This is a genomic window from Methanoregula formicica SMSP (assembly GCF_000327485.1).
GTDB lineage: Archaea > Halobacteriota > Methanomicrobia > Methanomicrobiales > Methanospirillaceae > Methanoregula > Methanoregula formicica.
This window is the reverse complement of the sequence record NC_019943.1, coordinates 1,801,407-1,827,904: the sequence shown is the minus strand read 5'-3', so window position 1 is coordinate 1,827,904 and position 26,498 is coordinate 1,801,407. Positions and strand designations below refer to the sequence as shown.

The following is a 26,498-nucleotide window of genomic DNA, read 5'->3' as shown; positions in this document are numbered from 1 at the left end:
CAATGAAATTACCCTATCCGATCGGTGAGGTATTTCTGCTTTGCCGGAAACATGAATGCGATGAAACCCTCGATCCTGCTGACCAATGATGACGGCGTGAGCTCCATCGGGCTCTGGGCCGCTTATGATGCCCTTCGACCCATCGCGGATGTCACGGTGGTGGCACCTGCGACCCAGCAGAGTGCCGTCGGCAGGTCAATTTCCATCTTCGAGCCGCTGCGGGCAACGCAGGTCGTGATCAACGGTGAATCCGCCTGGGCCGTTGCCGGCAAGCCTACGGATGCCGTAATCATCGGCCTGTACTCGCTGAAACTGAACCCGACCGTCGTTGTCAGCGGGATCAACATCGGGGAGAACCTCTCGACAGAATCCATTATGACCTCCGGGACCGTCGGAGCTGCGCTCGAAGCTTCCAACCAGGGTACCAAGGGGATTGCATTCTCCCTCCAGGTGGAAGACCAGGGGGACAAGTTCGACGATCCCCGCACCCATGGCCAGAGTTTTGCTGAGGCCAAAAAGGTTGTGCGCGATGTCGTCTCCCGCGTACTCGCATCCGGGTTCCCTCCCGGTGCCGATGTTATCAACGTGAATATCCCGTCAAATGTGACGGGAGGCTATGAGGTGACACACCTTGCCGGCAAGCTTTTCCATACCGGTGTCGAAAAACGTCTCGACCCGCGAGGGAGGCCCTACTTCTGGATCAACGGGCCGCTGGTGGAAGATGCCGGGGAGGGGACTGATGTCCACGCGGTCCGGAAGGGGAATGTTTCAATAACTCCTATCACCCTTGACTGCACGGCCTACGGAACGCAGGACGCAATCCGCAAGGTCTTCCTCCCGTAACCCCCACGTTTCTCCTGGCCCGGCCTGCCACAGAATCACCAGTTTTAATTATCTACCCACTGATACGTATCACTGACATGGACGAGAAGGCACGTGCACTCGCGGCGGCAAAGTCCGCGGCGGGATTCCAGGCAGCGGATATGGTGGAAGACGGTATGGTCATCGGTCTTGGGACCGGATCTACCGTGTATTACATGATCGAACGGCTCTCTGCGCGCGTCCGCGAGGGCCTGCACGTGACCGGCGTCCCGACATCGTTCCAGACTGCCATGAGGGCGCGTGAATATGCTATCCCTCTCACGACGCTTGACGACCACCCGATCATTGATATGGCCATTGATGGAGCGGACGAGGTTGACCCGCACCTTAATCTCATCAAGGGCCGGGGGGCTGCCATGACGCGGGAGAAATGCGTTGCAGCAGCAGCATTCCAGTTCATCGTTGTCGTGGACGAGGCAAAGGTCGTTTCCCGCTTCGCTGCCCCGGTCCCCGTGGAAATCCTGCCGTTTGCGGTAACTCCGGCCATGGCCCAGCTCCGCGGACTCGGGTGCCGCCCGGTGATCCGCGAGGGAGTGAAAAAGGACGGCCCGGTCATCACGGACAACGGAAACTTCATCGTTGACTGTACGTTTCCGTCCATAGCCGATCCAGCAGGGCTCGAAAAGGCGATGGCAGAGATCCCCGGCGTAGTCGAGAGCGGCCTTTTCTGCGGTTACGCAAATAAGATCACCGTGATCGTGGGAAATGAAAAAGGGATTAAAAAGATTACTTCAGCGGATATAGTGCCGTAATTTCTGGACAAGTGCCAGCTGGTTGTTGGCTTCCTTCTTCTTCTCTTTCTCGATGCTGTCCATGATCTCCTGAATGGGTTTTGACAGCTCGTAGATCTTTACCGGGCGGCCTTTGCTCTCGGCCTTGCTCTCGCGGCTGGTGATCCAGTCCTGCTCCATCAGGTAGCGCATCGCAATGCTGACCTCGGGCTGCCGCAGGTCGGTCCCGCGCTCGATGGCCCGGGAGGTTGCCTCGGGAGTGTTGGCAAGGAATACCAGCACCTTGGCAACGTTCCGCTTCGTTCCAATCTCGATGAGGAGGTTTGCAAATTCCTCTTCCTTCTCGGTAAAGTACATAACATTCTCAGTTCTCATGCATCACATCCATCAGATTTTGATCTTACACTTAATAATTATCTAAATTAGGATATATAGGCTCTGTTATTGGCAGGCAACCAGTGTGAACTTTTTATATTATGAGAAACCGGTCTTTCAGGTTTTTTGACCGGACTTATCCCCGATCATCCACAACCGGTGGTGCTTAAAAAAACACAAATCATTGACTTTTCAAAAAAGATAACAAGATTACAGGAGCCCGAGGCTTCGCAGGTCCGAGAGGATCTTGACAACAGCCTTCTTGGCATCTTCCGGTTCCTTGCCACCGGTGATGATCAGTTTGCCTGACCCGAAAAGGAGGACGACGACTTTCGGGTTGTCAAGGCGGTATACGAGCCCGGGGAACTGCTCGGGTTCGTACTCGATCCGGTCGAGGTTGAACCCTACCGCGATCTTGTTGAGGTTTATGGCCGTGGCAAGATCGGCCGATGTGACAATATTCTGGATCTTGTAGTTCAGCTTCTTGGGGATATCGATATCGAGTTTGCGCAGGAGGTTCCCGAGAATATTGAGCCCTTTGCTTAAGCTGTCAATGCTCTTTGCTCCGGTAAGCACAACCTTGCCGGACCCGAAGACCAGTGCGGCTATCTTCGGGTCCTGCATCCGGAGAACTACGCCCGGGAACCGCTTCTTGTTGTATTCGGCATCCTTGATCCTGGAAGCAAGAGCGGGGAGATCAAGATAGTCGGTCACCTTTGCTGAGGCAACGATGTTCTCGATCTTGAGGGAGTCTTCTGGCCGTACCTTCATATTTATAAATGCCACAAAACAGTATTTAAAAAATTGGGTTCATATCCCGGGAAAATTATTCATCCAGCGTAGATATGTCACCGGGGTCCATCCCCATCTCTTTTGCCTTGAGGACGCGGCGCATGATCTTGCCGCTCCGGGTCCTGGGGAGCGAGGTGACGAAATCTATCTCTGAGGGCATGGCAATAGGGCCAAGCGTGATGCGGACATGGTACAGGAGTTCATTCTTCAACCGGTCGCTTGCCGTATGGCCCTGGCGGAGGATGACAAACGCCTTGATGATATTGCCCTTGACCGGGTCCGGCTTACCGATAACCGCGGATTCGGCAACGGCCTGGTGGGAGACCAGCGCGCTCTCGACTTCGGCGGTACCGATATTATGGCCGGCAACAACGATAAGGTCGTCAGACCTCCCGAGCACCATGATATACCCGTTCTTGTTCTTCACGGCAAGGTCCCCGACCGCATAGTATCCGGGGATCGTGTGCCAGTACTTGAGATACCGCTCCTCATCATTGTATACCGAGCGCATCATCGAGGGCCACGGCTCTTTTATTGCAAGGAACCCACCGGTACCCGGGGGCACCGGTTTTCCATCCTTGTCCACGACATCTGCCACAACGCCGGGGATTGGCTTGCCGGCAAACCCGGGCATCATCGGTTCGCCCACCGTTGTCGTGACCATATGCATGCCGGTCTCGGTCTGCCACCAGGTATCGATGAGCGGGCACTTGCCTTTCCCGGCAACACGGTAGAACCACTCAAATGCTTCGGGGTTGAGCGGCTCCCCGACAGAAGCAAGGATGCGGAGTGAGCTGAGGTTGGACTTGTCCGGCCATTCCTCGCCCAGTTTCATGAACATCCGGATCGCTGTCGGCGCCGTGTAAAAGATAGTGACGCCGAACTCCTCGATCATGCGCCAGTACACGCCGGGGTCCGGAAAGTCCGGGGTGCTCTCTGTGACAACCAGGGTTGCCCCGAGTGAGAGCGGGCCGTAGACAACATAGGAATGCCCGGTGATCCAGCCCGGGTCGGCTGTACACCAGTACACGTCATTGTCCTTGATGTCGAGGACATTCTTGCTGGTGTAGTGGGCACCGACCATGTAACCTCCGCAGGTGTGGACAATCCCTTTTGGCGCCCCGGTGGATCCGCTCGTGTACAGGATGAAGAGCGGGTCTTCTGCGTCCATGATCTCGGGCTCGCACTCCGGCCGCACATCCTTGATCATGTCATAGAAATCGATCTCCATCTCGCTGTGGATCTCCACGGGCTGGTGGAGCTCGCGGCGGAGGACGACGACATACTCCACCGTGGGGGCGTTGATAATGGCCTCCTCAATGATGTGCTTTAGGGGAATTGTCTTGCCGCGGCGGAATGTTGCATCGGCAGTGATAACGACCTTTGCTCCGGCACCGGTGATCCGGCTGTTGAGCGCTGCTGCCCCGAAACCCCCGAAGACTACGCTGTGGACCGCGCCGATGCGTGCGCAGGCAAGCATCGAGATGATCTGCTCCGGCACAATGGGCATGTAGATGCAGACGCGATCGCCTTTCTTCACGCCGAGTTTCTTTAAGCCGTTTGCGACCTTCAGCACCTCGCGGAAGAGCTGGCGGTAGGTATAGATCCGCTCGGTATCGTCTTCGCCCCGCCAGATGAGCGCCACCTTGTTCTTGCGGGAACTCATCACGTGGCGGTCAAGGCAGTTGTAGGTGATATTGGTCTTTCCGCCGATGAACCACCGGGCGTACGGGTAGTTCCACTCCTTCACTTTCTTGTAGGGCGTGAACCAGTAGAGTTCCTTTGCGGCCCTGTCCCAGAATGCGTCAGGGTCCTTGAGGAACGCATCGTACGCTTTTGTGTAGTCACCTATCCAGCTGTTCTGCTTGCAGGAGTGATCGGGCGTGTACGTCTTCTCGCTCAGTACGACATCGAATTGTTCTGCCATGAAAAACCCCGATTTTACACTATTAATAATGAGTGATACAAAATAAAGGCTGTCGTTTTCGTTTGGGGGAAAAAAGCCCGGTTTGCTGTTTAATGCTTATTATAAACGCTATTTCTATTTAATGCGGCGCTTATCCGGTATTTTCTGAATCCGGGCTTAATTTATTGTTTTTCCGGGCCGGTTTTGCGCGCGGCATCCTGCCGGTTGCCAATCGCCGCGAATCCGGGCCTGTTTCTCCTGTAGTTTCCCATACCTTTAAAACAGGCCTGTTCCGATTTCTATCCGTTACTGTGAACGACGGTACTGCAATGGGCACCGATTCAGGGATCCTCCTCATTCACCCGCCCGGGCAGGCGGTTCCGGTTATCATAGAACCAGAATAGTGGAAAAGTTTGTGGTGATGTCAATGGAAAGGACCATGTTATCGGAATCCGAGGGTTATGATCTCCTCAAGGGATATGGAGTACCGGTACCCCAGTACCGGATTGTGATGACCCCCCACGATGCCGCGGACGCTGCCGAGACCATCGGCTTCCCGGTCGTGATGAAGATCATTTCCCCGCAGATCGTCCATAAGAGCGACGCGGGCGGCGTTGTCGTCGGTGTCGGCAGCCGCGAGGCTGCTGTCGCAGCGTTCGAGAAGATCATCAGCGGTGCAAAGAAATACAACAACGATGCCGAGATCAAGGGCGTCATTGTCGAGCAGCAGGCCGAGCCCGGCCTCGAACTCATCATCGGCGGGAAGACCGACCCGGCATTCGGCAAGGTCCTGACCTTCGGCATGGGCGGGACACTGGTCGAGCTGATGAAGGATATCACGCTCCGGATCCTCCCGCTTGATGAAGAAACGGTCCGCCAGATGGTCAAAGAGATCAACGGCTACCCGCTCATCACCGGATACCGCGGGATGAAACCAAAGGACGAGGAAGCACTTGTCTCCACGCTGATGGCAGTCAACCGCTTCTTCCTCGAAAACGAGAATGTTGTCGAGTTCGACATCAACCCGCTCCGGCTCTACGAGCAGGGCGCGCTCGCTGTCGACGCCCGCGTCATCGTCACCGATGGCCCCGTACAAGAAGAGGCCCGGCCCGAGCGCCCTCCCGTACCCATGGAATATTTCAACCCCCGCTCGATCGCGGTTGTCGGTGCATCGCAGGACTCCACCAAGATGGGGTACGCCGTCATGCATAACCTCCTCCACTTCCCTGGCCAGTTGTACCCCGTAAACAACAAGCGCTCCGAGATCCAGGGACTCAAGGCCTACCCGAATATCACCGCAATCCCCGCCCCAATCGACCTTGCGGTCATTACCGTCCCGGCAATCCACGTCCCCCGCGTCATCGAGGAATGCGGAGCAAAGGGTGTCCCGATGGCTGTCATCATCACGGCCGGGTTCAAGGAGATGGGCGAGCACGGCAAGGCACTTGAGGACCGGATCGTCTCCATTGCCCGGAACCACGGCACCCGGCTTATCGGCCCGAACTGCCTTGGGATGATCATCCCCCCGCGGGGCATCGACACCACGTACGTCCACCAGTCCCCGCGGCCCGGCAACATCGCCTTCATCTCGCAGAGCGGCGCGATCATCAATACCGTTGTCGACTGGAGCCTGTCCAAGAACATCGGCTTCTCCGCGGTCATCAGCGTCGGCAACCAGGCCGACCTCGACTTCCTCGATTACATCCGGTTTGTCGGCAAGGACGAGAAGACGCGTGCCATCATCCTCTACATCGAACAGGTCACGGACGGCAAGGCATTCATGGAAGTCGCCGCAGAGGTCGCAAAGTGCAAGCCCATCATCGCCATCAAGTCCGGCTCGTCCAGCAGGGGTCAGGCAGCGGCATCCTCCCACACCGGCTCGCTCTCCGGCTCCTATGACGTGTATATGGAAGCGTTCCGGAAGTCCGGTATCATCGCCGTCCACACCCTGACCGGCGCGTTCCTCGCCGCCCAGATGCTCGCCCACCGGAAACGGTATCCGAAGGGCAAGCGTGCCGTAGTCATCACGAACGCCGGTGGCTTCGCGGTCCTGTCATCGGACTATGCGGAACGCTATGGTGTCGAGATGGTTGACCTGCCCAAGGAAGTCATCGACGAGATGAACGAGTTCCTGCCCGAGTTCTGGAACAAGGGTAACCCGATCGACCTCCTCGGCGATGCAAACGAGAAGCGCTTTGAGAAGACCTTTTCGGTGCTCGCAAAGCATGCAGACCTCTGGGATATCGCGTTTATCGTCGGCTTCCCCAACCTTGTCCTGAACTCCGAGCAGATGGCCCGCCAGATCCTCAAGTTCTCTGCAGCAACCGAGAACCGGCTCGTGGCAACGCTCCTTGGTGGCGCATCGATGGACGTGGGCCGCGAGATGTTAAAGGAGCACGATATCCCCAGTTTCGAGGAGCTGGACTATACCTACCGCGTCATGGGACGCGTGCTCTGGCAGAAGTTCCGGGTCAAGGCGCCGGGACTTTTATAACTACGCGTAAAAAAGACGGCCGGTGTTGAGGTTTCACCACCGGTACTTTCTTCTTCTTTTATCCTTCTCCTCAAACGAGACGATGAAGTAACTGTGGATCTTGTTCTCATCGTCCAGCAGGATCTCAAGATACAGTTCCATCATCCGGTGCTCGAATGCAACTGCAATCTGGTCGGCGCCGAGCTCGACAAACCCCAGCGCATGCAGCTCTTTCTCGACTTTGCTCACCGGGTATCTCCGGTTGGTGGAGATGAGACGCTCCACGTGCCGCTTCATCCGTAACTGCCAGCCTGCATTGACCATACCAGTTCTCCTCAATCCGGTAATGGATGGTGGTTCCTGATTAAGATATGGAAGATGGCAGGATTGAAAAAAAGAAAGGGATGATCGTGTTACTTCTTTGCGTATTTCTTCCCGGCCGAGAACGCCTTCTCGAGCTGGGGGCCGACACCGAAGTACAGGGACTGGGCATAGACGATAGGATCGATCTTCGCCAGGTCCGGTTTTCCATCTGTGACGCATGATTTGTTCGCATGGATCTCAACAATCTCACCGATATAGAGCAGGTGGCTCCCGCAGTCAACGGATTTGAACAGTTTGCACTCGATGTTGACCGGGCACTCCTGTGCCATCGGAGCGGTCTTCGCCGTTCCATAGAAGGACGTATAGATCTTTGACTTGTCTTCCTTCTCTCCGGAAACGATACCGCAGTAATCGGCTGCGACCACGTCCTTTGCCGCAGGGACGTTCAGGCTGAAGGTCTTGTTCTTCTCGATCCCCTTGGCGGTGTGCCGGACATGGTTGATGGCAACGCAGACCATCGGCGGTGCCATGCAGGCGACTGTTGCCCACGCGGCGGTCATGTAGTTGGGTTTTCCATTGACGTTTGCGCCCACGAGCAGGGTGGGCATGACACTCATGTACGGCATCGGGCCGAGCGTGACTTTTTCCATGGTAAATCCCGGATGTGGTTGGCAGGGCGGGGGAATAAGCATATCCTTTCCTTCTGGCCCCTGTCGGATGCTGGAAAAATTGTAAAGTATATTTTTCAAAAAGGAATCCGTTTTATACTTATCAACATAACCCTGATGCAGGCCCCTGTCGGTACAGGGACAAAAAATGCGTGGAGCGATGATCCGATCACTGACAGGAACCACCTTGCGGATCCTGTACGGCTCCCGAATCAATGCAGAAACCATTTAACGGAATGTATAAAAACATCATGATACGGGACTCTGCGGGGTGGATACCGTACACTCCAATAACCTCCGCGGAGGACAACGGGCATGAACTGCCCGGGATGCACATAGCCCTGCTCCCGTTCATGTGGCATAAACGGGCCCCGAAAAACGGCCCAAAGAATCAGACAGACACGTGATACCATGAATGCAGAGATTGTCCAGTTGACAAACGAAGCAAAGGCTCATGCCGCAACGCTGGATGCGATCCGGAACGAGATGAAGACGGTCATCGTCGGGCAGAACGCGGTCATCGACCGGCTGCTGATGGCGGTGTGCGCCGACGGCCATGTCCTCCTGGAGGGCGTGCCGGGCATAGCAAAGACCCTGACCATCCGCACGCTCTCGCAGTGCGTTGACTGCAGTTTCACGAGGCTCCAGTTCACCCCCGACCTTCTCCCCGCCGATATCATGGGGACGAAGATCTACAACCAGAAGGACGGGAGTTTCTCGACCGTGAAAGGCCCCGTCTTCTCGCACTTCATCCTGGCCGACGAGATCAACCGTGCGCCACCCAAGGTCCAGTCGGCGCTGCTTGAAGCCATGCAGGAGAAGCAGGTCACCATCCAGGGAGACACGCACGTGCTTGCCCGTCCCTTCTTCGTGCTCGCCACCCAGAACCCGATCGAGTCCGAGGGGACCTATCCCCTCCCCGAGGCGCAGGTCGACCGGTTCATGTTCAAGGTCTTAATGACCTACCCGGAGATGAGCGACGAGGTGACGATCCTTGACCGGTTTACCGAAGGGATCACCCGGGACCCCAAGAAGGTAATCTCGTCGCAGGAGATCCTGAAGATACAGGAGTTCACCCGGAAGGTGTACGCCGATGCTGCCATCAAGCGGTACGTCAGCGCCATCGTGGACGCGACCCGGAAGCCAGCCGACTACAAACTCAGCGAAGCCCGGTGCATCGCGCTCGGCGCCTCCCCGCGTGCATCGATCTTCCTGATCCTGGGCGGCAAAGCCCATGCCCTGCTCGCGGGCCGGGGCTATGTCATCCCCGAGGACATCAAGGCTGTTGCCCACGACGTCCTGCGCCACCGGATCATCCTCAACTACGAAGGCGAGGCCGATGGCATCACCACCGACACGATCATCGACCGCATCCTTTCTGTGGTGAAGGTCCCATGACAGCAACCGTCCTGCTGACAAACAGAGGCTGTACGACACGTCCACGAACCCATACCCGATCGGGAGGGGATGGCATATGGAAGACCGGAACGAACTGATCCGCCAGATCAAAAAGATCGAACTGAAGACCGGCATCCTGGTCGAGGGCCTCCAGTACGGACTCCACCACTCGGTCTTCCGGGGCCGGGGGATCGAGTTTGCCGAGATCCGGGAGTACGTGCCCGGCGACGACATACGCTCGATTGACTGGAAAGTGACCGCCCGGTACAACCATCCGTTCGTCAAGGAGTACACCGAGGAGCGCGACCAGACCTTCTACTTCATGGCCGACATCTCCGGTTCCGGCTCCTTTGGCTCGGAGACAACCAAGCAGAAGAAGATCCTCGAACTCGTGGCAAGCCTCGGCTTTGCAGCACTCAGAAACAACGACCGGGTCGGCCTCCTGCTCTTCTCGGACCGGGTAGAGAAGTTCATCCCGGCCCACCGGGGAAAGAAGCACCTTGCCGGGATCCTCAACACAATGATCGACCACAAGCCGGTCTCGGACAGGACCGACCTCGGGGTTGCCGCCCGCTTCCTCGCAAAGGTGCTCTCCCGAAAGAGTTCGGTCATCATCCTGTCGGACTTCATCTCGCCCGATTTCATGCGGCCCCTCCGGATCCTGCGCCAGCGCCACGAAGTGATCGCGCTCCGGGTCCGGGACGAACGCGAGCGCGAGCTGCCGGACGTGGGGCTCATCGAGCTCGAAGACCCCGAGACCGGCGAACAGGTGCTTGTCGACACCTCGGACCGTGAGTTCCGCGAGCATTACCGGGCCCTGGTTGGCGAGGCCGAGACAACCCTGCACCACGAGCTTGCGCGGCACCGCATCCACGAGATCGCGCTCTCGACAGACGAGCCGTACGAAGTCCCATTGAAGCGGTTCTTCTCCGGCATCGCGGGAAGGAGGGATCACTATGCCGGGATTTTATGATCCGGTCTGGCTCCTCGGCCTCTTCCTCATCCCGGTCCTTGTGGGAATCTACTTCTGGATCCTGCGGCAGAAGAAGACGGAGGCGATCCGGTTCTCCCGGCTCGCGTTCGTGAAATCGACGCTGGGGGATGCGAAGAAATCGAGGCGGACCCACCTCCTCTTTGCAATCGCCCTCGCCGCTATCGCTTTGCTCATCATCGGCCTTGCCGACCCGCACATCCCGCTCGAACAGACGCGGGAAGGAGTGAACGTTGTCCTTGCCATCGATGACTCCGGCAGCATGCAGGCAACGGACTACCGGCCCTCCCGCATCGAGGCGGCCAAGAGCGCCGCAGACACGCTCCTGAAAAATCTCGACACCAAGGACTATGCCGGGGTGGTCATCTTCGAATCCGGCGCATCGACTGTCGCCTACCTGAGCCCGGACAAGGACCGGGTCCGCGAGAAACTTGGCGCGGTCTCCGCACGGTCCGGGCAGACCGCGATCGGCGACGGCCTTGCACTCGCGATCGATATGGCAAAGTCCATCCCCAACCGGAAGGCCGTGGTCATCCTCCTCTCGGACGGGGTGAACAATGCCGGCGTCATCTCGCCCGACGAAGCAGTAACGTTTGCCAAATCCTCCGGCATCCAGGTCTACACGGTCGGCATGGGCTCGTCCCAGAACGTGGTTTTGGGCTATGACTGGCTCGGCAACCCGCAGTACGCGCAGCTGGACGAGGCCACCCTCCAGTCCATTGCCTCGCAGACCGGCGGGAAGTACTTCAAGTCCGTGGATGATCAGACCTTGCAGGAAATCTACGCGAGCCTGAACCAGCAGATCACCCGCGAGAAGGAAGAAACAAGCATCAAGAACATCTTCATCTCCGGGGCCCTGATCCTTCTCGTCCTCGAACTCTGGCTGCGCTACGGAAGGGGGCGAATCATCCAATGAAGTTCTCCCCCCTCGTCCTCCTGCTCGCGGCTGCAGCACTGCTGGTGCTTCCGGTTACTGCCGGTGAAATTGCTTTCACGGCAGAGAGCAGCGATTATTATATTCCGCTCGGAGAACCGGCCGCCATTCCGATCACGGTGACCAGCAGCTTTGACCACGATATTGACGGCACCATCCAGTTCACGACTGTCGAGCAGCTCCAGAACAGCGGTACCGTGATGTACAGTACCAAGAACCGCGTCTATTCGGACACGGTATCCCCGGGCACATCGCAGATCATGCTCGACGGGGGTACGTCATCGGTCGAGAAGAGCCTGAAGGTGCAGGTCACGTATGATTATACGGACAGTTCTCCGGTCCAGGTCATCCTCCCGGAGATCGTCATCCATTTCGTATCGCAGGTCCCGCAACAGTCCGCCCCACAGGCCCCGGTCACCAGCACGAGCGGCCCGGGCACCGGCATGGTGCCATCGGGAAGCTCGGTCCAGATCGTCCAGCAGTCCGTCTCGGTCCAGCAGCAGGCAGGACGTGACGGAACGATCCAGCAGGCGCTCTCAAACGGCCAGCAGGCAGAGGACACGAACGTTCTCAAAGAGCAGCTCCGGCGTGAAGCACAGAAGGCAGAGCAGGACACGGCTGCATTTGAACGTGCGCTGGACCGTGACCCCCTGCTCGTCTCGGTCAACGAGACCCTTTCTGCGGACGGCTTTACCCGGCAGTCCCTCTCATCGAACCCATCCTCCGGCACTTCCGGCTCGTTCTCGATGGAATACCGGAATGCTGCGGGAGAGAGCGTCTCGGTTAGCGGTTCGATGGAGAACGGAAACATCCCCTCCGTGAAGGAACACTCAAAAGCCCCGGTCAACGTGACGGCGCCGCTTGCATCCAATGCAACGTTCAGGGCAATGGAACAGCAGCTCCAGGAACGGGGTTACCAGCGGAACAGCACGGCCCTCGAACTCTCCTTATCCGGTGCAATGGTCAACCTCACGTTCCAGGGCCCGCAGGGGAAGCAGGCGTTCATCAATGCCACGACCAGCAACGGGAACGTGACGCAGCTCAGCCTTGAAACCGAGAAGGAGGGGCCGTTCGACTACCTGCCCATCGTAGCGGGTCTCGTGATCGGCGCGGTAGCCCTTGTTGCAGCCCGGGTCCTGTACCGGAAACACCGTAACCGCCCGCTGCCCGCCCGTCTCGCTGTGACCAGCAAGGACCTGTACGAGGAGCCGTTCAACCACCGCAAGGCCGCACGCGATCTCCTGGCACAAGCCGAATCTGCCTATGGTAAGGGCCAGCCCTCCGATGCCTGCGGCCTTGCCGGGCAGGCGCTCCGCCTCTTCCTCTCGTGCGAGAACGGCGTGAGGCGCGAGCTCACGAACGCCGAGCTGGTCGCGCTGCTGCGGACCAAGGGTCGGGACACCCGGGCCGTTGAGGACGTGCTTTCGCAGTGTGCCGACGTGGAGTTCGCGCGAGGTGTGGTGGATGAACGGGAGTTCTCTCGCATCATAGCGGATATCCGCGATGTCATCGATCGCTCGCCATTACATTAGGCAAAAAAGTGTCGGGAAAAAATCTTTTTTTGACTCTCCCGTTACGTATCCCGCAGTTCCTTCCAGAGGTCCAGTTCAAGGCAGCTGTCCTTCACGTTTTCCTCCATCTCCTGGTAGAGCGCAAACGGCACCGAGAAGGTGAGTACATCCTTGCCGAGCGTGGGACGGACCGCCTTCCGCGCCGAGAGATCGGTGAGGCCGACAACGGCCCGGGGTGTTTCTGAATCCCCTTCCGCATACGTACAGACTCCCATGGCCTGGCAGCCGGCAGCGCCCGCCGCTACGATGATGCCGTTCCGGACATTCCCGGTCACGAAGTTTGCGAGCGTCGAGAGCGCTGCGATCCGGTCGGCGTTGGCAACGAAGACGATGCTTTTGATCTCTTCGTTCGGGTCTGCCTGCGTGACCGGCTTCATGACAACATACCGGTCCTTTGCATCGTACTCCGGCAGGTTCTTCAGCCACTTCTTTACGACTGAGGGGTTCTTTAAGAAGCGCTCCCCTTCCGTGAGCATCTTCTTGTGGTGGCCGTCGAAGCTCCGGTCGATGATCTCCTGGTAGGCTTTCTTGTCTCTGGCCCCTTCGATGCCGTTCGAGAGGAACGAGCAGAACCCTTCCTCGCTCCGGGACGCGTGCTTATCGAACGGCCTTCCGAACCCGAGGCCCATACAGCCGCCGGCGCAGGTCGTGGTATCGCGGGAGAAGACCGCTGTCTTCCCGTCCGTTGCCACTTTGGCAAAGAACCACATGACGCAGCCCCACGTGCCGGGCCGGAACTCAAGAGCTTTCTCCGGTTTCTTGTCAGTCCATACAATGGCGACCGGGTGCGTATTTATCCCGGCCGCCCGGGCAATCTGGCTTGGGTGCAACATGGCAGGATCCTCGGTGACAGGCAGGGCCTCCGTATTCGGAATGCCGGTGATCAACCCATCAGGTAATCGTTGGATCCGCCCTGAGCCGATAAATAATTACTGGATTGAACCCGGATCGCCCGCATTAACATGCAGGATGATCCGTTTCAGGTCCATCGTTTTCCACTGTTTGATTTTCGCTCATTCCACAGTGCGGCCGCAAGGCCGGCCGCGAGTATTGCCGTGAACAGGACAAAGAGAGGGAAGATCCGCTCCGTATGTGCGGTCTCGGTCACCGGATAGGATCGCGTGATCCCCACCAGGGTAAACCCCCCGTCAGGTGTAGCCACGAGGCCCCGGGCAGTCTCCTGCGACCAGCCGCCGTAGGTTGCTGTCCAGAGCTCGGTACCGGACGGATCGAAGCGGACGAGCCAGATGTCCTCGCCCTTGTCGCCCGTCATGGCATACCCGCCATCTGGAGTCTCGACTGCCATCTGCGAGCCCTTCAGGCCGAGGGTCCCGAAATTGAACACATGGTGCCAGAGGACCGTACCCTGTCGATCGGTCTTGACGATCCACGGGCCGACAAGGGCATCCCCCCGGATCGCATACCCGGCCACCAGGAACCCGCCATCCGATGTGGCAAGGACCTGCCGCGGCTCGACCTGCGTATCTTCGGTCAGAGGCTTTGACCATATCCCGGATCCGTCTTCCCCGAGCCGGAGAAGGGTGGCCGAGCTCTTGTAGGTTGCCTGGTCGCCCCCGTTTGTCGATGCCAGTACGGCAACATATCCCCCTCCCGGCACCCGGTCGACCCACGGGATACCATCCTGTCCGCCATCCCCGTACGTCCGTTTCCAGAAGACCGTCCCGTCCGGTCCGGTCTTTACGATGACACCGTCCGGCGAACGGTGTTCAGCCGAGTGGAAACTACCTGAGACAACATAATTGCCATCCGGTGACTGGATGACATGCGCGCCGTTCCCCCGCGGAATAGCAGAAATGTCATTGTCGTATTGGCGCGACCCTGCGGCATCGGTCCGGACGACCCACATCGTCTGTGACTCCCATCCCGACGTGTCGTGGGCTCCCGCAAGGATGAACCCTCCATTCGGCTCCTGCTCCATCGAGTGGATCTCGGCAAGCCCGTCCGATCCGAGCACGACTTGCCCGGTCTGGCGTCCGCTCCCGTCAAAGAGGGTCAGCATGGCATCGGAATGCATTCCGTTGATGACAGCCGACCCGGCCACGGCATATCCCCCGCCATTGGTCATAACAAGGGCAAAGGATTCCTGCATCCGGCCATCGCCAAACGTCGTGTTCCAGAGCTCCTTCCCCTTGCTGTCAGTCCTGACAAGCCAGCCTGATGGTATGAACGGCTCCTGGTAGGTCGACACCGGAACTGAACCAGACTCTGCCGCAGTTCTTTTCACGGCCGGCTCCATGCCGTACAGGTGCCGGTTAGTTGTGTAACCGTCGGCTGCAATTTCGAGAGCCCATGCCCCCCGGAGATTTCCGGCGCCGGTAAGGGCCAGCGATCCGTCACCAGACCGGGACAATCTCCAGCTCCCCGCCATGAGGTTTGGTTCAATGCCGGTATAGGTCTTGTCCGACAGGACCGCGCCGGCATTGTCCAGAGTGAGCAGGTGAATCTCATACTCATCCGCTGTCACGACTTCCCCGACAAGGAACGTGTCGTCCGGACCAGGAGTGATTACCATGCCGCGCTCGATCCCCTTGCCGGCAATCTTTCGGTTCCATATCTCGTTCCCATCCGCATCGGTCTTCACGACCCAGAAGTCGTCAATGGTCAGGCCCGGGGAGAACGAGGATCCGGTAAAGACGATCTCGTCCTGGCGGGTGACCATGACAGACCGGATCTCATCGCTCCCGCTTCCCCCGAATGTCTTCTCCCAGATCGTGTTCCCGGCCGAATCGGTCCGGACAAGAAGGCCCTCCTCAAGCTTGTCCGAATTTGTCATCCGGACGCCGGCCAGTACAAGTCCGCCCTTCGGGAATTCAGCAACAGCAGTTGCATAATCCAGCACCTCGCCGCCATATGTCCGGTTCCAGAGCTCGGTACCGTCCGGGCTGAGCATGACCAGCCATGCCCCCTGCCCTCTGCCGCTGAAGGCATCGGACGTGCCGGCAAGGGCATACTCCCCACCCTTCATCTCGATGGCTGTATTGAAGTCGGACATCCTCCCCCCAAATGTCTGGTTCCAGATCTCCCGGCCTTCCGCGTCCGTCCGGACAACCCATGAGCCCTGGCCAAACGATTGCGTCTGTCCGAAGATGAGAAAACCGCCATCGGAGAGTTGCGTGATCCCCCGGACCTTTTCATCCTGCGTGCCACCGAACCATCGGCTCCAGACAAGCGAGTCGCTCCGGTCCCTCCGTTCGAGGACGATATCTTTGCCGAATCCGGCCTGATCTTCCCTGGGTTCGGCGTTTTTGACAAGGACGAACCCGCCGTCATCCATCCGGATTGCGTCCCGGTACTCCTGCGAAGGGCTCTCTTCGGCAAGGACCGGCCCGGCGCACAAAGAGAGCAGGCCCAGCACCAGGATCGCACCTGCGATGTACGGTTTGATCATGGCAACTCCTCTACAACCGGGACCGGTCCTGCATGGTCGAGCCGGGCAACGAGATAGTTCCCGGCAGCAAATGCAAGCGCTGCAAGGATGATCCCTCCTTCGGCAAAGGTCAGGATTGTGATCGGGTCGGACGTGAGCCGGTCGCCCAGGTCCAGGAGGACCGCGATGGCGGAAAGGGCAAGGTCGGCTGCTGCTGTACCGGTAAAGAGGATGACGGGCTGCCAGGTCTTCGGGATCGTTCTGGAGAAGTACACGAATGGGATGATTGCCGCCAGGGCCATGACGATTGTCGGGATGATGAAAAGACCTACCATCCTTTCAATATCGGGGATTCCCATGAGGAAGCTGCCGCCGGTCCCCACAACAACCATCGCACCCAGCGCCAGCAGTATGGGCACAAGCCTCCCGGAACACTTTGAGCAAAGCGTTGCAAGGTACACCGCCAGCCCCCCGACTGCCGCGGCGGGCAGGGTGACGAGAAGTCCAATGACAACAGCGGCATGGATGCCCCGCTTAGAGCGGTGGCCCGCAGCCAGGGTAGCGGCATAGCGGATGAAGATATACATCCCGAAGACCGCGGACGCTGCAACAAAGATCAGCAGCACTTCTCCGAACTTGCTGATGAGATCATAGTACGGCATCGAGTAAATTGCGGTTGACCTCCCATTCGGCGGCCCGAAGGCGACGAGGAAATTTTTCACGAAGTCGACCCCGATTGCGATCGTCCCGGCAACAAATACCCCGGCCCACGCCCGTTTCAGGCCAAGGTGATCCCGAATGAGCAGGAACGAAACGATGACACCGGTCCCGAGGATGAGGGCCAGAGGGATCATATCGATGAGGCTGAAGAGCGGGCCGAGCAGCATCAGTTCGTTTGCCCCAAGCGACTGGTACGCGAACACGTGGAACGAGCGTTCCCCGACAATGAAAAGGATGCCCACCGCGAGGACAAGGGCGATCTGGACCCGCCGGCTTCTGATCCGGTCGAGCAGGCAGAAGAGCAGGACCGCAAACCCCGCAGCGAGTGCCGACGGGATAAGTATGTACAAAGCGAGCGCCAGGAGGGCAAACAGGAGCAACGGGTCAGGGTAAGGGAAATTCATGGAATCACCGGAGAAGTATCGCTGAGGGAAAGCTCTGCCCGCGTAGTGTCACCCGTGAGACGAAGAGGAGTTCCGCCGGGAGTGAGGATGCAGGATATGCTGTGAAATATACGTTTTGCAATAATGCTTTTAAATTATACTGATTTGATTCTCACCAAAATTCATTCCTGCACGGATTCCGATGAAGATGGTCATAAGGATGAGCGACCCAGATCTTTTCCATGCAGGATCATTCTTCCGGCCGGTCGGCCCCCGCCCGGCTTATTCTGGCTCTGATCGCCCTGACCCTTGCCGGCATCATTCTTGCCGGGGCCTTCATCATGACATCCGCCACACCGGCATCACCCGTTGTCTGTTATCACTCTGCTGACGATTGTATCAAGACCTGCACGGACCAGGGATGGAAGACCGGGCAGGGCGGCTCGTGCGAGACCGCGTGCGCCGGCTGGGAAGAGGCGAAGTGTCCCGCCCGGGATACAACCCAAGCGGCAGTCGCAGGTTACACCCAGTGCACAAGCGGGTGCGTCCGCACTAACGTCGTGTACATCTCACCCACCGGCCCGCAGAACCCGGGCGATGATGTATTCATGCAGGAGTGCCGCGAGAAATCTCTGCAAAAATAATCTTTGTTCCTTTTTTAGCGGCGGAGTACTTGCGCCAGCATCCGGATTTTCATGAGCAGCCGGACAATCTCAAGATAGAGCCAGACCAGCGTGACGAGCAGGGTGAACGCGGCGTACCATTCGTGGCGTTTCGGGAGCCCGTTTGTTACGCCCTGCTCAATGTAGTCGAAGTCAAGGACAAGACTGAGCGAGGCAACGAAAACGATAATGACCGAGATGACGATTCCCGGCCAGCCCCCTTCGTTCACGAACCCGAGCGGCAGGCCGAAAAAGGCCAGTACGATCGCGGCAAGGTAGAAGAGGATGATCGCTCCCATTGCCCCGACCACGATGAGCCGGAACTTTTCCGTTACCCGGATGAGCCGGGCGCGGAAGATCAGGAGGAGCAGGACGAAAACTGCAAAGGTCAGCGCAACCGCCTGCGCAACAATGCCGGGATACAGCGCCTCCGCTGCCCCGGAGAAGGCGCCAAGGAAGATCCCTTCAAAGACTGCAAAGACCGGGCCGGTGACCGGCGACCATGCGGTATAGAACGATGTCACGAACCCGATAACGAACGCAGCCACCACCGACACGAGAATGACCGGGATGGCATCGGCCGGGAGGAACTTCCACGCTGCAACCGCAGACACCATCGCGATGGCGAGCAGGACAAGAGTCTTGTCGATCGTTCCCCTGATGGTCATCGGCTTTGCACCGGCCCGGTCCTCCCCGGGGCCGAAGAGTTCGTCGCGGAGTGCGGGATTGGCGGATCGGTCCATGGTTGCTTTCCTGACAGGGTGACCGTGGTTACGGGCAGTTGTGCTCCGGTGTCACCGTATGATAAAGGAGATTTTTGTGCATAAAAATTATTAAAGTTAGTGAATTAATCTCCGGGGCCGGTTTCCTGTCAGAGAATATAAAAAAATGGTGATGCTATCCCGTCGGCACTTTTATCTGCAACGGGGAATGTCCCTGAAGTTCCGCTTCGGCCGGAGGCCGGGCTCGATGAAATCTTCCCTGAGGTACTCGGGTGCCGGGAAAAATTATTTCACGAGGGCCCGGCCCAGATCCTTTGCTTTCTGCAACGTCTCCGGGAACTGTGCAATATCTTCCGGCAGGAGGCAGTGGTTCTGGCAGATGAATCCCCCGTCCGAAAAACCGAGGAAGCCAAAGACGAACTTGACGTAATCGTTGACCGGCTTCATGGCTTCGGGCTCCATTCCGCCGCACGTGAGTGCAACCGCGAGCTTCTTTCCCTTCGGGAAATCCGTGGTGAAGTCCGCCTTGATCAGGGCATAGAGCCGGTCGATGAACGGGTACGCCTGGGCGTTCAGCCGGCCCCAGTAGATCGGGGAACCCAGCACAACGGCATCCGCGTTTTCCAGTTTTTCGCAGAGTCCGGCCATATCGTCTTCGATGATGCAACCGTCCTCGGTCTTGCACTTGTTGCAGCCAATGCATGGCTGGATGTTCATCATGCAGAGCCGCACGATCTCTGTCTTCGCCCCGGCGTCCTTTGCGCCGGCAAGGATATTCTCGACAAGCGTCTGGCTGTTTGCACCCCTCCGGGGGCTTGTTACAATTCCGAGGACTTTCATGATCGCTCTAGACAGGTGTTTTTGCGCGAAGAGTAATAAAAGGAAGAGGGCCGGTACCACAGGAAACCGCACCAACGGTCTTGTGGCGCTGCATGGCCTCCGCGCAATCCGCTACCGTTTCCGGCAGGTCAGTGCTGCTGCCGCGAGACATCCATGTCGATCGGGATCTGCAGTTCGGTGAGGAGCTCGCTCTCCGCGACAACGTTCGGGTCCGTGAGATACATTTCCCGGCAGATGCCGCTTGTCACGAATCCCTTCTCCTCCGCGTATGCCCCGATCCGGCTCCAGGCTGCCTGGAGATTGGCGTAGGTGCCCTTGTGGATGAGGGAGAGGCACTTTCCGCCTGGCAGGGTCCGGACTTCCATGTCCGGGTCCGTGAGCACGATCCGCCCGGTGATGGGGGCGGCGCACTCCATTGTCGCATCCTTCTCCCGGTACTCGTTGTCGTGATACAGGGTCATGAAGGGCCCGGTCACTTTCAGGTTGTTTCTCTGGTTCTCTTCGGAAAAGATCTGGTCGCAGAGTGCCGGCATGAGCCGCGAGATGGTTTCGCCGTACGGGCCGGTTCCCTTCTTTCCCACGATCCGCTGGGGCGGGATTTCCTTGACAAGAGGTTCGTTCAGTGACATGTAGATCAACTCTAATGAGGCGTCTTCGTCTGCGAGGATCGCCTCGATCTGCTGTAACCGGCTGACTTCGGACCGGATCTCCTGCCGTCTCCTTGCAAAGAGCGTACGGATGATCTCCGTGTCATGCCCCTCTTTTGCGGAGAGGAGATCGCCGATCTCGGCCGGGGAGAACCCGAGCGTGCAGAGCGTCTTGATCGAGACGCCCCGGGAGATCTGGGCCATCGTGTAATACCGGTAGCCGGTGCAGAGGTCTTTTACCTGCGGCACGAGCAGGCCCCGCTCATCATAAAAGCGCAGCGCTTTCTGGCTGAGCCGGGTAATGAGCGAGAACCGGCCGATGGGGATCTGGTCGCCTGCCATTGTTACACTAACCTGTGCGCTGCTAGAGCAAATAGGATGCCGGAGTCTCCTGTGGGGGAAGGTTTCGGAGAGGGGGAATCCATCACAGATAATTTCCCGACAACCGGACGTGTGAATCCTGTTGCAATACACGTCAGTCCGGTGTCATGGATTGATCAAAAGGAGAGCCAAAAAATGATGAACTTTTTATTCCTGTACGATAGTAACACCGGTCTTCCGGAAGTGCCGGTCGAAGGTATAGATCTCATCGATGCCGAGGCGTTCCATGATGATAAGGGCGAGCGCATCGTTGATGCTGATAGAGTATTTCTTTGAAAGACCGATGCTCTCGCGGTAATCGTCAGCGGAAACCGGCTCGATGGATAGTGAGGATTTTATCAGGAGCGCCGAAATAAGGTCGCAGGCAAACGGCAGCGTGGCAGCATCTTCGAGTACATTGGCCACTTCGCTCAGATGGACCGTGGTTGTTATGACCGGCTCGCCATCGTTCACCCGCAAAAAGATCTCACGTGCCGCTTTTTTCTTCTGTTGTACCGCATCCGGCAGAGAACCCTTCGGCTTCAGGACTGCGTAGATGAAGACGTTGGCGTCAATGAACCGCATCTCTCCTCAGGCCCTTGCGGAGCTTATGGTAATTGTCAAAGTGCTCCGCTTCGACTTCCACGGCATCCACAAACCGCGAAAGGTCTGCATCCGCAGGCCGGATCTCGAGACGGTCGTCCTCGTCAACGACAACAACCGAACTGGTCCGGAGCCGGGCCCGCCATGCTTTCGGGAGGATGATCCTTCCCTGGGCATCAACCGGTTTGATCTCCACTTTTGGCATGATTCACCAGAAATTAATTGTTTCACCAGATAATAAAACAATTGCCATTTTTTGAATACCCATGGCGCGAATGTATCGTATCCTTGATCATCAGCGAGGAAATATCTCCCGCCTCTCACACCGGCCCGGCCCACGGTTCGTGGAAGAACCGGTCCCGGTCCGCAACTACGATTACCGCCGCAACCGCGAGCAGCAGCACCGTGACGATGCACTTGGTGAACTGCTCTGCCGGGATATAACTCAACGCGACATTTGCGGAAAGGTGGAAGAGGAAGCAGGCAACGATGCTCCGGTTGTTCCGGTAGAAGAGCCCGTTGACGATGAATGCCATTGCAAGGACGGCAATAAAGAAATTTGCCGTGTACAGCCCGCTCGAAAGCAGGCTGTTGTGGTAGAACCCGGCAAGGAAAAAGAGCGGGATATGCCAGATTGCCCAGAGGAGGGCAAACCAGAGTGTTGCGATGAACAGCGTATACCGGCTCCGCAGGCTGTCCATCCCGTACCCCCGCCATCCCGCCTCTTCAAACGCCGGGGCAAGGAACAGTCCGACAAGGCCCTGGACGGTCAGAAAAACCGCCCCGAGCCGGATGGTGAACTGGTCCGGCGATTTCCCGAAGAGAAGGGAGATCCCGATCGCGACACATATAACAGCCGGGACCAGGAAGAGAATGATCGGCAGCGTCCGGATGTCGATCCTCCGCAGGCTGAACAACCGGTCCTTGTAATCGCGCCAGAGTTCCGGGCTCTTTGCCCGCCAGAACATGATGAGCGCAGCAACGAGCGGCCCGCAGAGTCCGGCAACCATCAGCAGGCCGAGTAGTTCTCCGGATCCGCCATGGTTGCTGAAGTACGCGGCCGCGAACCAGCATGCCCACGTGGCCGCATACGCGATGAGGAAGAAGAGAGCGGGGTGGTATTTATGCGGGGTGCCGGTCATCGGGATTACCTGCAGGGGAGTTGTGCAGGCATGGGGATAAGGGGATCGGGCAATCCTCGTCCCGCTTCCCGGATCCTTCAGGCTTTGTCAGGACAAATCCGTAGCGTGCAAACCTTTTAACATCGGGGGATTTCCCGTCCGGTGCCAGAGCCGGCAGGATGAAGCGGAAGAACCGGCTGCAATACTCTTCGTACCCGAACCCTTCGTCAGCGATTACCTGTTTCCACTTGTCTTCCATGGAGAGGATGCCCATGAAGGAGATCATCAGGTACATGGAGGTGAGGAACGGGTCGAGATCGGCCCGGATCGACCCGTCTTCGATGCCCTGCCGGACCGCGTCCCGCAGGACAAGCCGGCACGACCCGTACCCTTTCCCGATTTCTGCGGTGCACGGGTTTTCTTTCGAGAACCGTTCGGAGCCGTAGAAATGGATCATCCGGAGATATTCCGGGTGTTCCTCTGAGAACCGGTAATAGGCCTGGCCCATCAGGGCGACCTTGACAATGCCCGGCGCGTCCTTTGTCATGCACTCCGTGAATTTCTCCTTCAGGATCGCGATCCCCCGTAGCACGATAGCCGCGTAGAGCGTCTCCTTGTTCTCGAAATAGAGATAGATGGTCGCCTTGTTCAGCTCGACTTCGCGGGCAATCCCGTCCATCGAGACATCTTCGTAATTCTTCGCAAAGAAGAGCCGTTCGGCTGCATCGAGAATCCCGGTCCTCCGCTGCTCCTTCTCCCGCTGCCTCCGTTCGGATATCCCCATGGTTTCCTCTACAAGAAATATTCCGGCTCCTTTCGTTCGTTATACAATGTGTGCAGGCGCAACTGTGCGTCCTTCACGAGCCCGGGCCTCATTGACCGGGCATGCGACGGGCATTGCCGGATGCAGGAGCAGCAGGTGATGCAGAGCTTGGTATCGATCTTCTTGGCATCTGCCGGATCGATCGCACCGGCCGGGCAGCGTTCCGCACAGGTGCCGCACTGCGTGCATGCATCGCTGACTTCGATGAAGTCCACGGTCCAGAGCCGCGAGTCGCCGCGGTACGGGAATTCACCCGGGATTTTTGCTTCCGGAATCTCTGCGACCGCTGAGACGGCCTGCAGTTTTTCCCGGATTTTTCTGCCGAATGTTTCTGCAAGCTGGAGATCGTTTTGATCGGGACGGCCCTGTGCGGTCGGGACCGCAGGGTCCGAGAACGAGTGCTCGCCGATGAATGCACAGCCCGCGATCGCCCGGCACCCGGATTTTGTTACGATGGTTTTCAGTTCGAGCAGGGCGTCTTCGTATGTCCGGTTGCCGTACAGGACAACGCAGACCGCGGGGGTGTTGCGGGCAACGATTGCGTTGAGCCAGTCGCGGACAATGGCCGGGACCCGGCCCATGTACACCGGTACGCCGATGATGAGCAGTTCGGTTTCTGATGTCCGCAACGGCTGCACTCTCGCTGCCGGTTGTGTAATGTCGATCTCTTCCGTGGTGCCTGGGTTTACACCGCGGGCAATGGCCCGGACAACACTCTGCGTTGTGCCGGTGGGTGAGAAATATACGAGTTTTGCTGATTCGATGTTCATGTTCTTTCGTTTCCTGGATGTGCCGGACGGTGCCGGAAATTTTTTGGAATTTTTGAAAATTTTTTCATTCTGCCCCTGCCATGCCGGCTACAGGATCTTTTTCCCGGGCTCGGGGTCTGGCTTGACAATATACCCACCCGTGATCTTCACGAGCACCGCGGACTTTGGTGTGAACTTCGGAAAGCTTTCTTTCATCCACGCAATGTTTTCCCGGAAAATTTCGTCGTTTGTGTGGAGCGTGACAGTCCCCTTGATCTGGAATCCGCCCTTCTCTCCCCACCAGGACAACGCGATCTCCTTGTTCTCCTTCAGGTTCGCAAGCGTCTTGTTGAAGTACTGGTCCGAGATGAGCAGCGTTTCTTCGTCACGGACTTTGAACGCCGCGATCGGGACAACGTTGGGGATGCCGGACTTCGATGCGGTTGCAAGGAACGCGAGCTTCGCGGCCTGCAGGGATTCTTTGATCTCTCCTGTCAGTTGCACCATGGAATTTCCCGGCAGATCGTGTACTTGCGGTTATATTATAACTATCGGTTAGTGAGTAACTGTGAGTTGGGATACACTCCGTCCGGTGCCTGATTATCAGGACCGGTCGCCCTGTTTCCGACGGTGGATCCGAAAACGGCCATAGGCGTGGTCCGGCAGCGTTTGGCAGGGTGGATCGGGCGGGAACCCTTACCGGGAAAAAAAGGCCGCTGAAACGTGGCTGTTTATTCCCTCATCTCTCCGACGTGAAATTCAGGAAAATGCGTGAATTATTCCCTCATTTTGGGGAATTATTCCCTCTGGATTGGTACCTGAGGGGAAACGGAGCCTGTGGAGGGCCCGGATTTGCGCAGGTATCTATGGGGGGCAGGCCGGAGCAGTGGCCCGGGAATTCTTCGACGTGGGACTGGCTATAAAGCCAGGAGCAGAAGAAGGATCCGTATGATCCTTCGACGGAGAAAATCACTCTTCCGTCGGTACGGCCCTGCTCAAAACCCCCTCCCGGTTCGTTTCGCGTGCTCATGTCCAGAAAAAACAGCGATCCTTTGTACCAGAGCGACTATATTGACATTTTTCCGGGTGCACTTCGGCCCCTGTCAGGGAATTAAACGATAATTTTCAGGTATTTCAAAAACGGTGCATCGTAATTCGCGAAAAAGTGCGACCCTCCAAACGTCGGTTTTTCAAAATGAACCCGTATTCGAAAACGGAGCGATTTACGTAGAGATTATTCCCGCAGGGGATAATCTCTGGAGAAGAATGCCCAGGCAGGGCATTCTTGGACGGGAGGGTTCTGTTGCGTTGACGGTTGAAACAGCAAATCTTTCGAGAATAAATTCCGAAATCAACCGTAGTTGCAACAGAACCAGGCAGTATGCGCCGACCGGGACTCGAACCCGGGTTTAGGCGTTGGCAACGCCTAGTGATAACCACTACACTATCGGCGCAGTGTGCTCTACAATGTGGGTATTCATCTGATTTAAGTATATCGAACAAAGGGCGGACGACAACCGAACTGTGAGAAAAATATCGCGTCGGGTCTGTTCAAATGCTATAATAGAGCCACAAGCGCTATCGTCTAAAACAGGGATGTTTGTATTGACGAGACTGATCCCCTGTGCCTGCAATACGAACAAAAGCCGAATAGAATAATGGGGTGCTGGTACTGGATGACATGGTGAACATTCCCGAGAATGCCCGTGTTGAAGTAATAATCCGGGAAACGTTTTTGATATTTGTGAAAAAATTCGGAGAACCGGAAGCAGAAGAGGATGTGGATGCCCTTTTGGCAAGAAACCGGAGACCATCGATTGGCAGATGAAAATATTTCCGGCTTGAGAATTACCGTATGAAGAGTATGATTTCCAGCGAGTCATCAACCCGTACCATGTTGCTGCCGTAGTGCAGAAGCAGGATTATTTATTCAAACCGCAAGATAATATCCCGTAACGAATCCGGCCAGGGAGCCGGGAAAACACCATGACAAACGCCAGGCAGGCAAAAAAGAATACCGGGAAACGAAAGGCTTCCGGTATCGATGGCGATCTCGGAACAATCACCGCAGCCGTACTACGGGAGATTGAAGGTGTCGAAGCAATCTCCCTCTTCGGGAGCCTGGCCCGGGGGGATGCGGATACCGGAGCGATTATGCTATTGCAGCCGTTGTGGGCAGTGTGCCGGAGGCATATACCGAATCAGTCGCCGCAGTGAGACACGCCCTGCTCGGGAAGACCGGGCGGTCGGTTGACCTCATCATTCTTGGCCATGACGAGCTGAAGAGCGATTCACCAATCCTGTACGAGATCTCAAAGCACCACCGGCTCATTCATGGCAGGGACGTTTTGTCCCGGGCAGTTCCCGATGGCCGGAACGTCCGTCCAATTGTTATGGACAGCGCCACAATCGGTTACCATGTCTGATCTCCACGA

28 protein-coding genes and 1 tRNA gene are annotated in these 26,498 nt (G+C 57.5%); 11 read left to right on the top strand and 18 right to left on the bottom strand.

Annotated elements, in window-relative coordinates; translation table 11 throughout:
- Positions 1-60 precede the first annotated feature (60 nt).
- A complete protein-coding gene (gene surE, locus METFOR_RS09225; protein WP_015285862.1) occupies positions 61-843 on the top strand; it encodes a 5'/3'-nucleotidase SurE in 783 nt (260 codons plus the stop codon).
- A 77-nt stretch (positions 844-920) separates the two neighbouring features.
- Positions 921-1,634, top strand: coding sequence for a ribose-5-phosphate isomerase RpiA (gene rpiA / locus METFOR_RS09220; protein ID WP_015285861.1), 714 nt, complete (start codon positions 921-923; stop codon positions 1,632-1,634).
- On the opposite strand, the gene METFOR_RS09215 is transcribed toward rpiA, so the two are convergent.
- The 3 genes from METFOR_RS09215 to acs all read right to left on the bottom strand — a co-directional run bounded on the left by METFOR_RS09215 (position 1,614) and on the right by acs (position 4,707).
- Complete coding sequence (locus tag METFOR_RS09215) at positions 1,614-1,988, bottom strand: transcriptional regulator (protein WP_015285860.1); 375 nt, start codon at positions 1,986-1,988, stop codon at positions 1,614-1,616. The two genes, rpiA and METFOR_RS09215, sit on opposite strands and share 21 nt — an antisense overlap.
- Positions 1,989-2,198: 210 nt before the next feature.
- Complete coding sequence (locus METFOR_RS09210) at positions 2,199-2,759, bottom strand: TATA-box-binding protein (protein ID WP_015285859.1); 561 nt, start codon at positions 2,757-2,759, stop codon at positions 2,199-2,201.
- Positions 2,760-2,814: 55 nt separating this feature from the next.
- Positions 2,815-4,707 carry an acetate--CoA ligase gene (gene acs / locus METFOR_RS09205; RefSeq protein ID WP_015285858.1) on the bottom strand — a complete coding sequence of 631 codons (1,893 nt, stop codon included), beginning with the start codon at positions 4,705-4,707 and terminating at the stop codon, positions 2,815-2,817.
- A 406-nt stretch (positions 4,708-5,113) separates the two neighbouring features.
- Here acs and METFOR_RS09200 point away from each other — a divergent pair, with 406 nt between their 5' ends.
- A complete protein-coding gene (locus METFOR_RS09200; protein ID WP_048111298.1) occupies positions 5,114-7,180 on the top strand; it encodes an acetate--CoA ligase family protein in 2,067 nt (688 codons plus the stop codon).
- 33 nt (positions 7,181-7,213) lie between these two features.
- Here METFOR_RS09200 and METFOR_RS09195 read toward each other — a convergent pair whose 3' ends face one another.
- Both METFOR_RS09195 and METFOR_RS09190 read right to left on the bottom strand, forming a co-directional pair.
- On the bottom strand, positions 7,214-7,483 hold the full coding sequence (locus METFOR_RS09195) for a hypothetical protein (RefSeq protein WP_015285856.1): 270 nt from the start codon (positions 7,481-7,483) through the stop codon (positions 7,214-7,216).
- 89 nt (positions 7,484-7,572) lie between these two features.
- Entirely contained in the window at positions 7,573-8,133 is a 561-nt protein-coding gene (locus METFOR_RS09190) for a flavin reductase family protein (RefSeq protein ID WP_048110908.1), read from the bottom strand.
- A 429-nt stretch (positions 8,134-8,562) separates the two neighbouring features.
- On the opposite strand from METFOR_RS09190, the gene METFOR_RS09180 reads away from it, so the two are divergent.
- The 4 genes from METFOR_RS09180 to METFOR_RS09165 all read left to right on the top strand — a co-directional run bounded on the left by METFOR_RS09180 (position 8,563) and on the right by METFOR_RS09165 (position 13,006).
- Positions 8,563-9,549 (top strand): AAA family ATPase, encoded by a 987-nt coding sequence (locus METFOR_RS09180; RefSeq protein WP_015285853.1) that lies wholly within the window; start codon positions 8,563-8,565, stop codon positions 9,547-9,549.
- Positions 9,550-9,625: 76 nt separating this feature from the next.
- A complete protein-coding gene (locus METFOR_RS09175) occupies positions 9,626-10,522 on the top strand; it encodes a DUF58 domain-containing protein (RefSeq protein WP_015285852.1) in 897 nt (298 codons plus the stop codon).
- Positions 10,506-11,456 (top strand): vWA domain-containing protein, encoded by a 951-nt coding sequence (locus METFOR_RS09170; RefSeq protein WP_015285851.1) that lies wholly within the window; start codon positions 10,506-10,508, stop codon positions 11,454-11,456. Before METFOR_RS09175 ends, METFOR_RS09170 begins: the two co-directional genes overlap by 17 nt.
- On the top strand, positions 11,453-13,006 hold the full coding sequence (locus tag METFOR_RS09165) for a hypothetical protein (RefSeq protein WP_015285850.1): 1,554 nt from the start codon (positions 11,453-11,455) through the stop codon (positions 13,004-13,006). Before METFOR_RS09170 ends, METFOR_RS09165 begins: the two co-directional genes overlap by 4 nt.
- 41 nt (positions 13,007-13,047) lie before the next feature.
- On the opposite strand, the gene METFOR_RS09160 is transcribed toward METFOR_RS09165, so the two are convergent.
- The 3 genes from METFOR_RS09160 to METFOR_RS09150 form a co-directional block, all read right to left on the bottom strand.
- The gene (locus METFOR_RS09160; protein ID WP_015285849.1) at positions 13,048-13,878 is read right to left on the bottom strand and encodes a DUF169 domain-containing protein; all 831 of its coding nucleotides are present in this window, start codon (positions 13,876-13,878) and stop codon (positions 13,048-13,050) included.
- Positions 13,879-14,024: 146 nt separating this feature from the next.
- Positions 14,025-16,454 carry a hypothetical protein gene (locus METFOR_RS09155; protein ID WP_015285848.1) on the bottom strand — a complete coding sequence of 810 codons (2,430 nt, stop codon included), beginning with the start codon at positions 16,452-16,454 and terminating at the stop codon, positions 14,025-14,027.
- Positions 16,451-17,557: a hypothetical protein gene (locus tag METFOR_RS09150; protein ID WP_015285847.1), complete on the bottom strand. Its 1,107-nt coding sequence runs from the start codon at positions 17,555-17,557 to the stop codon at positions 16,451-16,453. The genes METFOR_RS09155 and METFOR_RS09150 overlap by 4 nt, the downstream gene beginning before the upstream one ends.
- 221 nt (positions 17,558-17,778) lie before the next feature.
- Here METFOR_RS09150 and METFOR_RS09145 point away from each other — a divergent pair, with 221 nt between their 5' ends.
- Complete coding sequence (locus METFOR_RS09145; protein WP_015285846.1) at positions 17,779-18,180, top strand: hypothetical protein; 402 nt, start codon at positions 17,779-17,781, stop codon at positions 18,178-18,180.
- 14 nt (positions 18,181-18,194) lie between these two features.
- Here the strand turns inward: METFOR_RS09145 and METFOR_RS09140 are convergent, their stop codons facing one another.
- From METFOR_RS09140 to METFOR_RS09095, 10 genes are all read right to left on the bottom strand, one after another.
- Complete coding sequence (locus METFOR_RS09140; RefSeq protein ID WP_015285845.1) at positions 18,195-18,941, bottom strand: Bax inhibitor-1/YccA family protein; 747 nt, start codon at positions 18,939-18,941, stop codon at positions 18,195-18,197.
- A 264-nt stretch (positions 18,942-19,205) separates the two neighbouring features.
- The gene (locus METFOR_RS09135; RefSeq protein ID WP_015285844.1) at positions 19,206-19,760 is read right to left on the bottom strand and encodes a flavodoxin family protein; all 555 of its coding nucleotides are present in this window, start codon (positions 19,758-19,760) and stop codon (positions 19,206-19,208) included.
- Between the two features lie 128 nt (positions 19,761-19,888).
- Positions 19,889-20,749, bottom strand: coding sequence for a MerR family transcriptional regulator (locus METFOR_RS09130; RefSeq protein WP_015285843.1), 861 nt, complete (start codon positions 20,747-20,749; stop codon positions 19,889-19,891).
- 186 nt (positions 20,750-20,935) lie between these two features.
- Positions 20,936-21,352 (bottom strand): type II toxin-antitoxin system VapC family toxin, encoded by a 417-nt coding sequence (locus METFOR_RS09125; protein ID WP_015285841.1) that lies wholly within the window; start codon positions 21,350-21,352, stop codon positions 20,936-20,938.
- Positions 21,339-21,575, bottom strand: a complete 237-nt coding sequence (locus METFOR_RS09120) for an AbrB/MazE/SpoVT family DNA-binding domain-containing protein (protein WP_015285840.1) — start codon at positions 21,573-21,575, stop codon at positions 21,339-21,341. Before METFOR_RS09120 ends, METFOR_RS09125 begins: the two co-directional genes overlap by 14 nt.
- A 115-nt stretch (positions 21,576-21,690) precedes the next feature.
- On the bottom strand, positions 21,691-22,512 hold the full coding sequence (locus tag METFOR_RS09115) for a CPBP family intramembrane glutamic endopeptidase (RefSeq protein ID WP_015285839.1): 822 nt from the start codon (positions 22,510-22,512) through the stop codon (positions 21,691-21,693).
- Positions 22,493-23,275: a TetR/AcrR family transcriptional regulator gene (locus METFOR_RS09110; protein WP_015285838.1), complete on the bottom strand. Its 783-nt coding sequence runs from the start codon at positions 23,273-23,275 to the stop codon at positions 22,493-22,495. The genes METFOR_RS09115 and METFOR_RS09110 overlap by 20 nt, the downstream gene beginning before the upstream one ends.
- Before the next feature lie 8 nt (positions 23,276-23,283).
- On the bottom strand, positions 23,284-24,084 hold the full coding sequence (locus METFOR_RS09105) for an EFR1 family ferrodoxin (protein ID WP_015285837.1): 801 nt from the start codon (positions 24,082-24,084) through the stop codon (positions 23,284-23,286).
- Positions 24,085-24,171: 87 nt separating this feature from the next.
- A complete protein-coding gene (locus tag METFOR_RS09100) occupies positions 24,172-24,570 on the bottom strand; it encodes a pyridoxamine 5'-phosphate oxidase family protein (protein ID WP_015285836.1) in 399 nt (132 codons plus the stop codon).
- A gap of 875 nt (positions 24,571-25,445) precedes the next feature.
- Positions 25,446-25,517: transfer RNA gene (locus METFOR_RS09095), tRNA-Gly, on the bottom strand.
- Between the two features lie 227 nt (positions 25,518-25,744).
- Between METFOR_RS09095 and METFOR_RS15585 the strand changes: the two genes are divergently transcribed.
- The 3 genes from METFOR_RS15585 to METFOR_RS09085 all read left to right on the top strand — a co-directional run bounded on the left by METFOR_RS15585 (position 25,745) and on the right by METFOR_RS09085 (position 26,489).
- Positions 25,745-25,891, top strand: a complete 147-nt coding sequence (locus METFOR_RS15585) for a hypothetical protein (protein WP_158491371.1) — start codon at positions 25,745-25,747, stop codon at positions 25,889-25,891.
- A 158-nt stretch (positions 25,892-26,049) separates the two neighbouring features.
- Positions 26,050-26,280, top strand: a complete 231-nt coding sequence (locus METFOR_RS09090) for a nucleotidyltransferase domain-containing protein (protein ID WP_048110907.1) — start codon at positions 26,050-26,052, stop codon at positions 26,278-26,280.
- Positions 26,244-26,489 (top strand): hypothetical protein, encoded by a 246-nt coding sequence (locus tag METFOR_RS09085; protein ID WP_158491370.1) that lies wholly within the window; start codon positions 26,244-26,246, stop codon positions 26,487-26,489. The genes METFOR_RS09090 and METFOR_RS09085 overlap by 37 nt, the downstream gene beginning before the upstream one ends.
- The last annotated feature ends 9 nt before the right edge of the window (positions 26,490-26,498 follow it).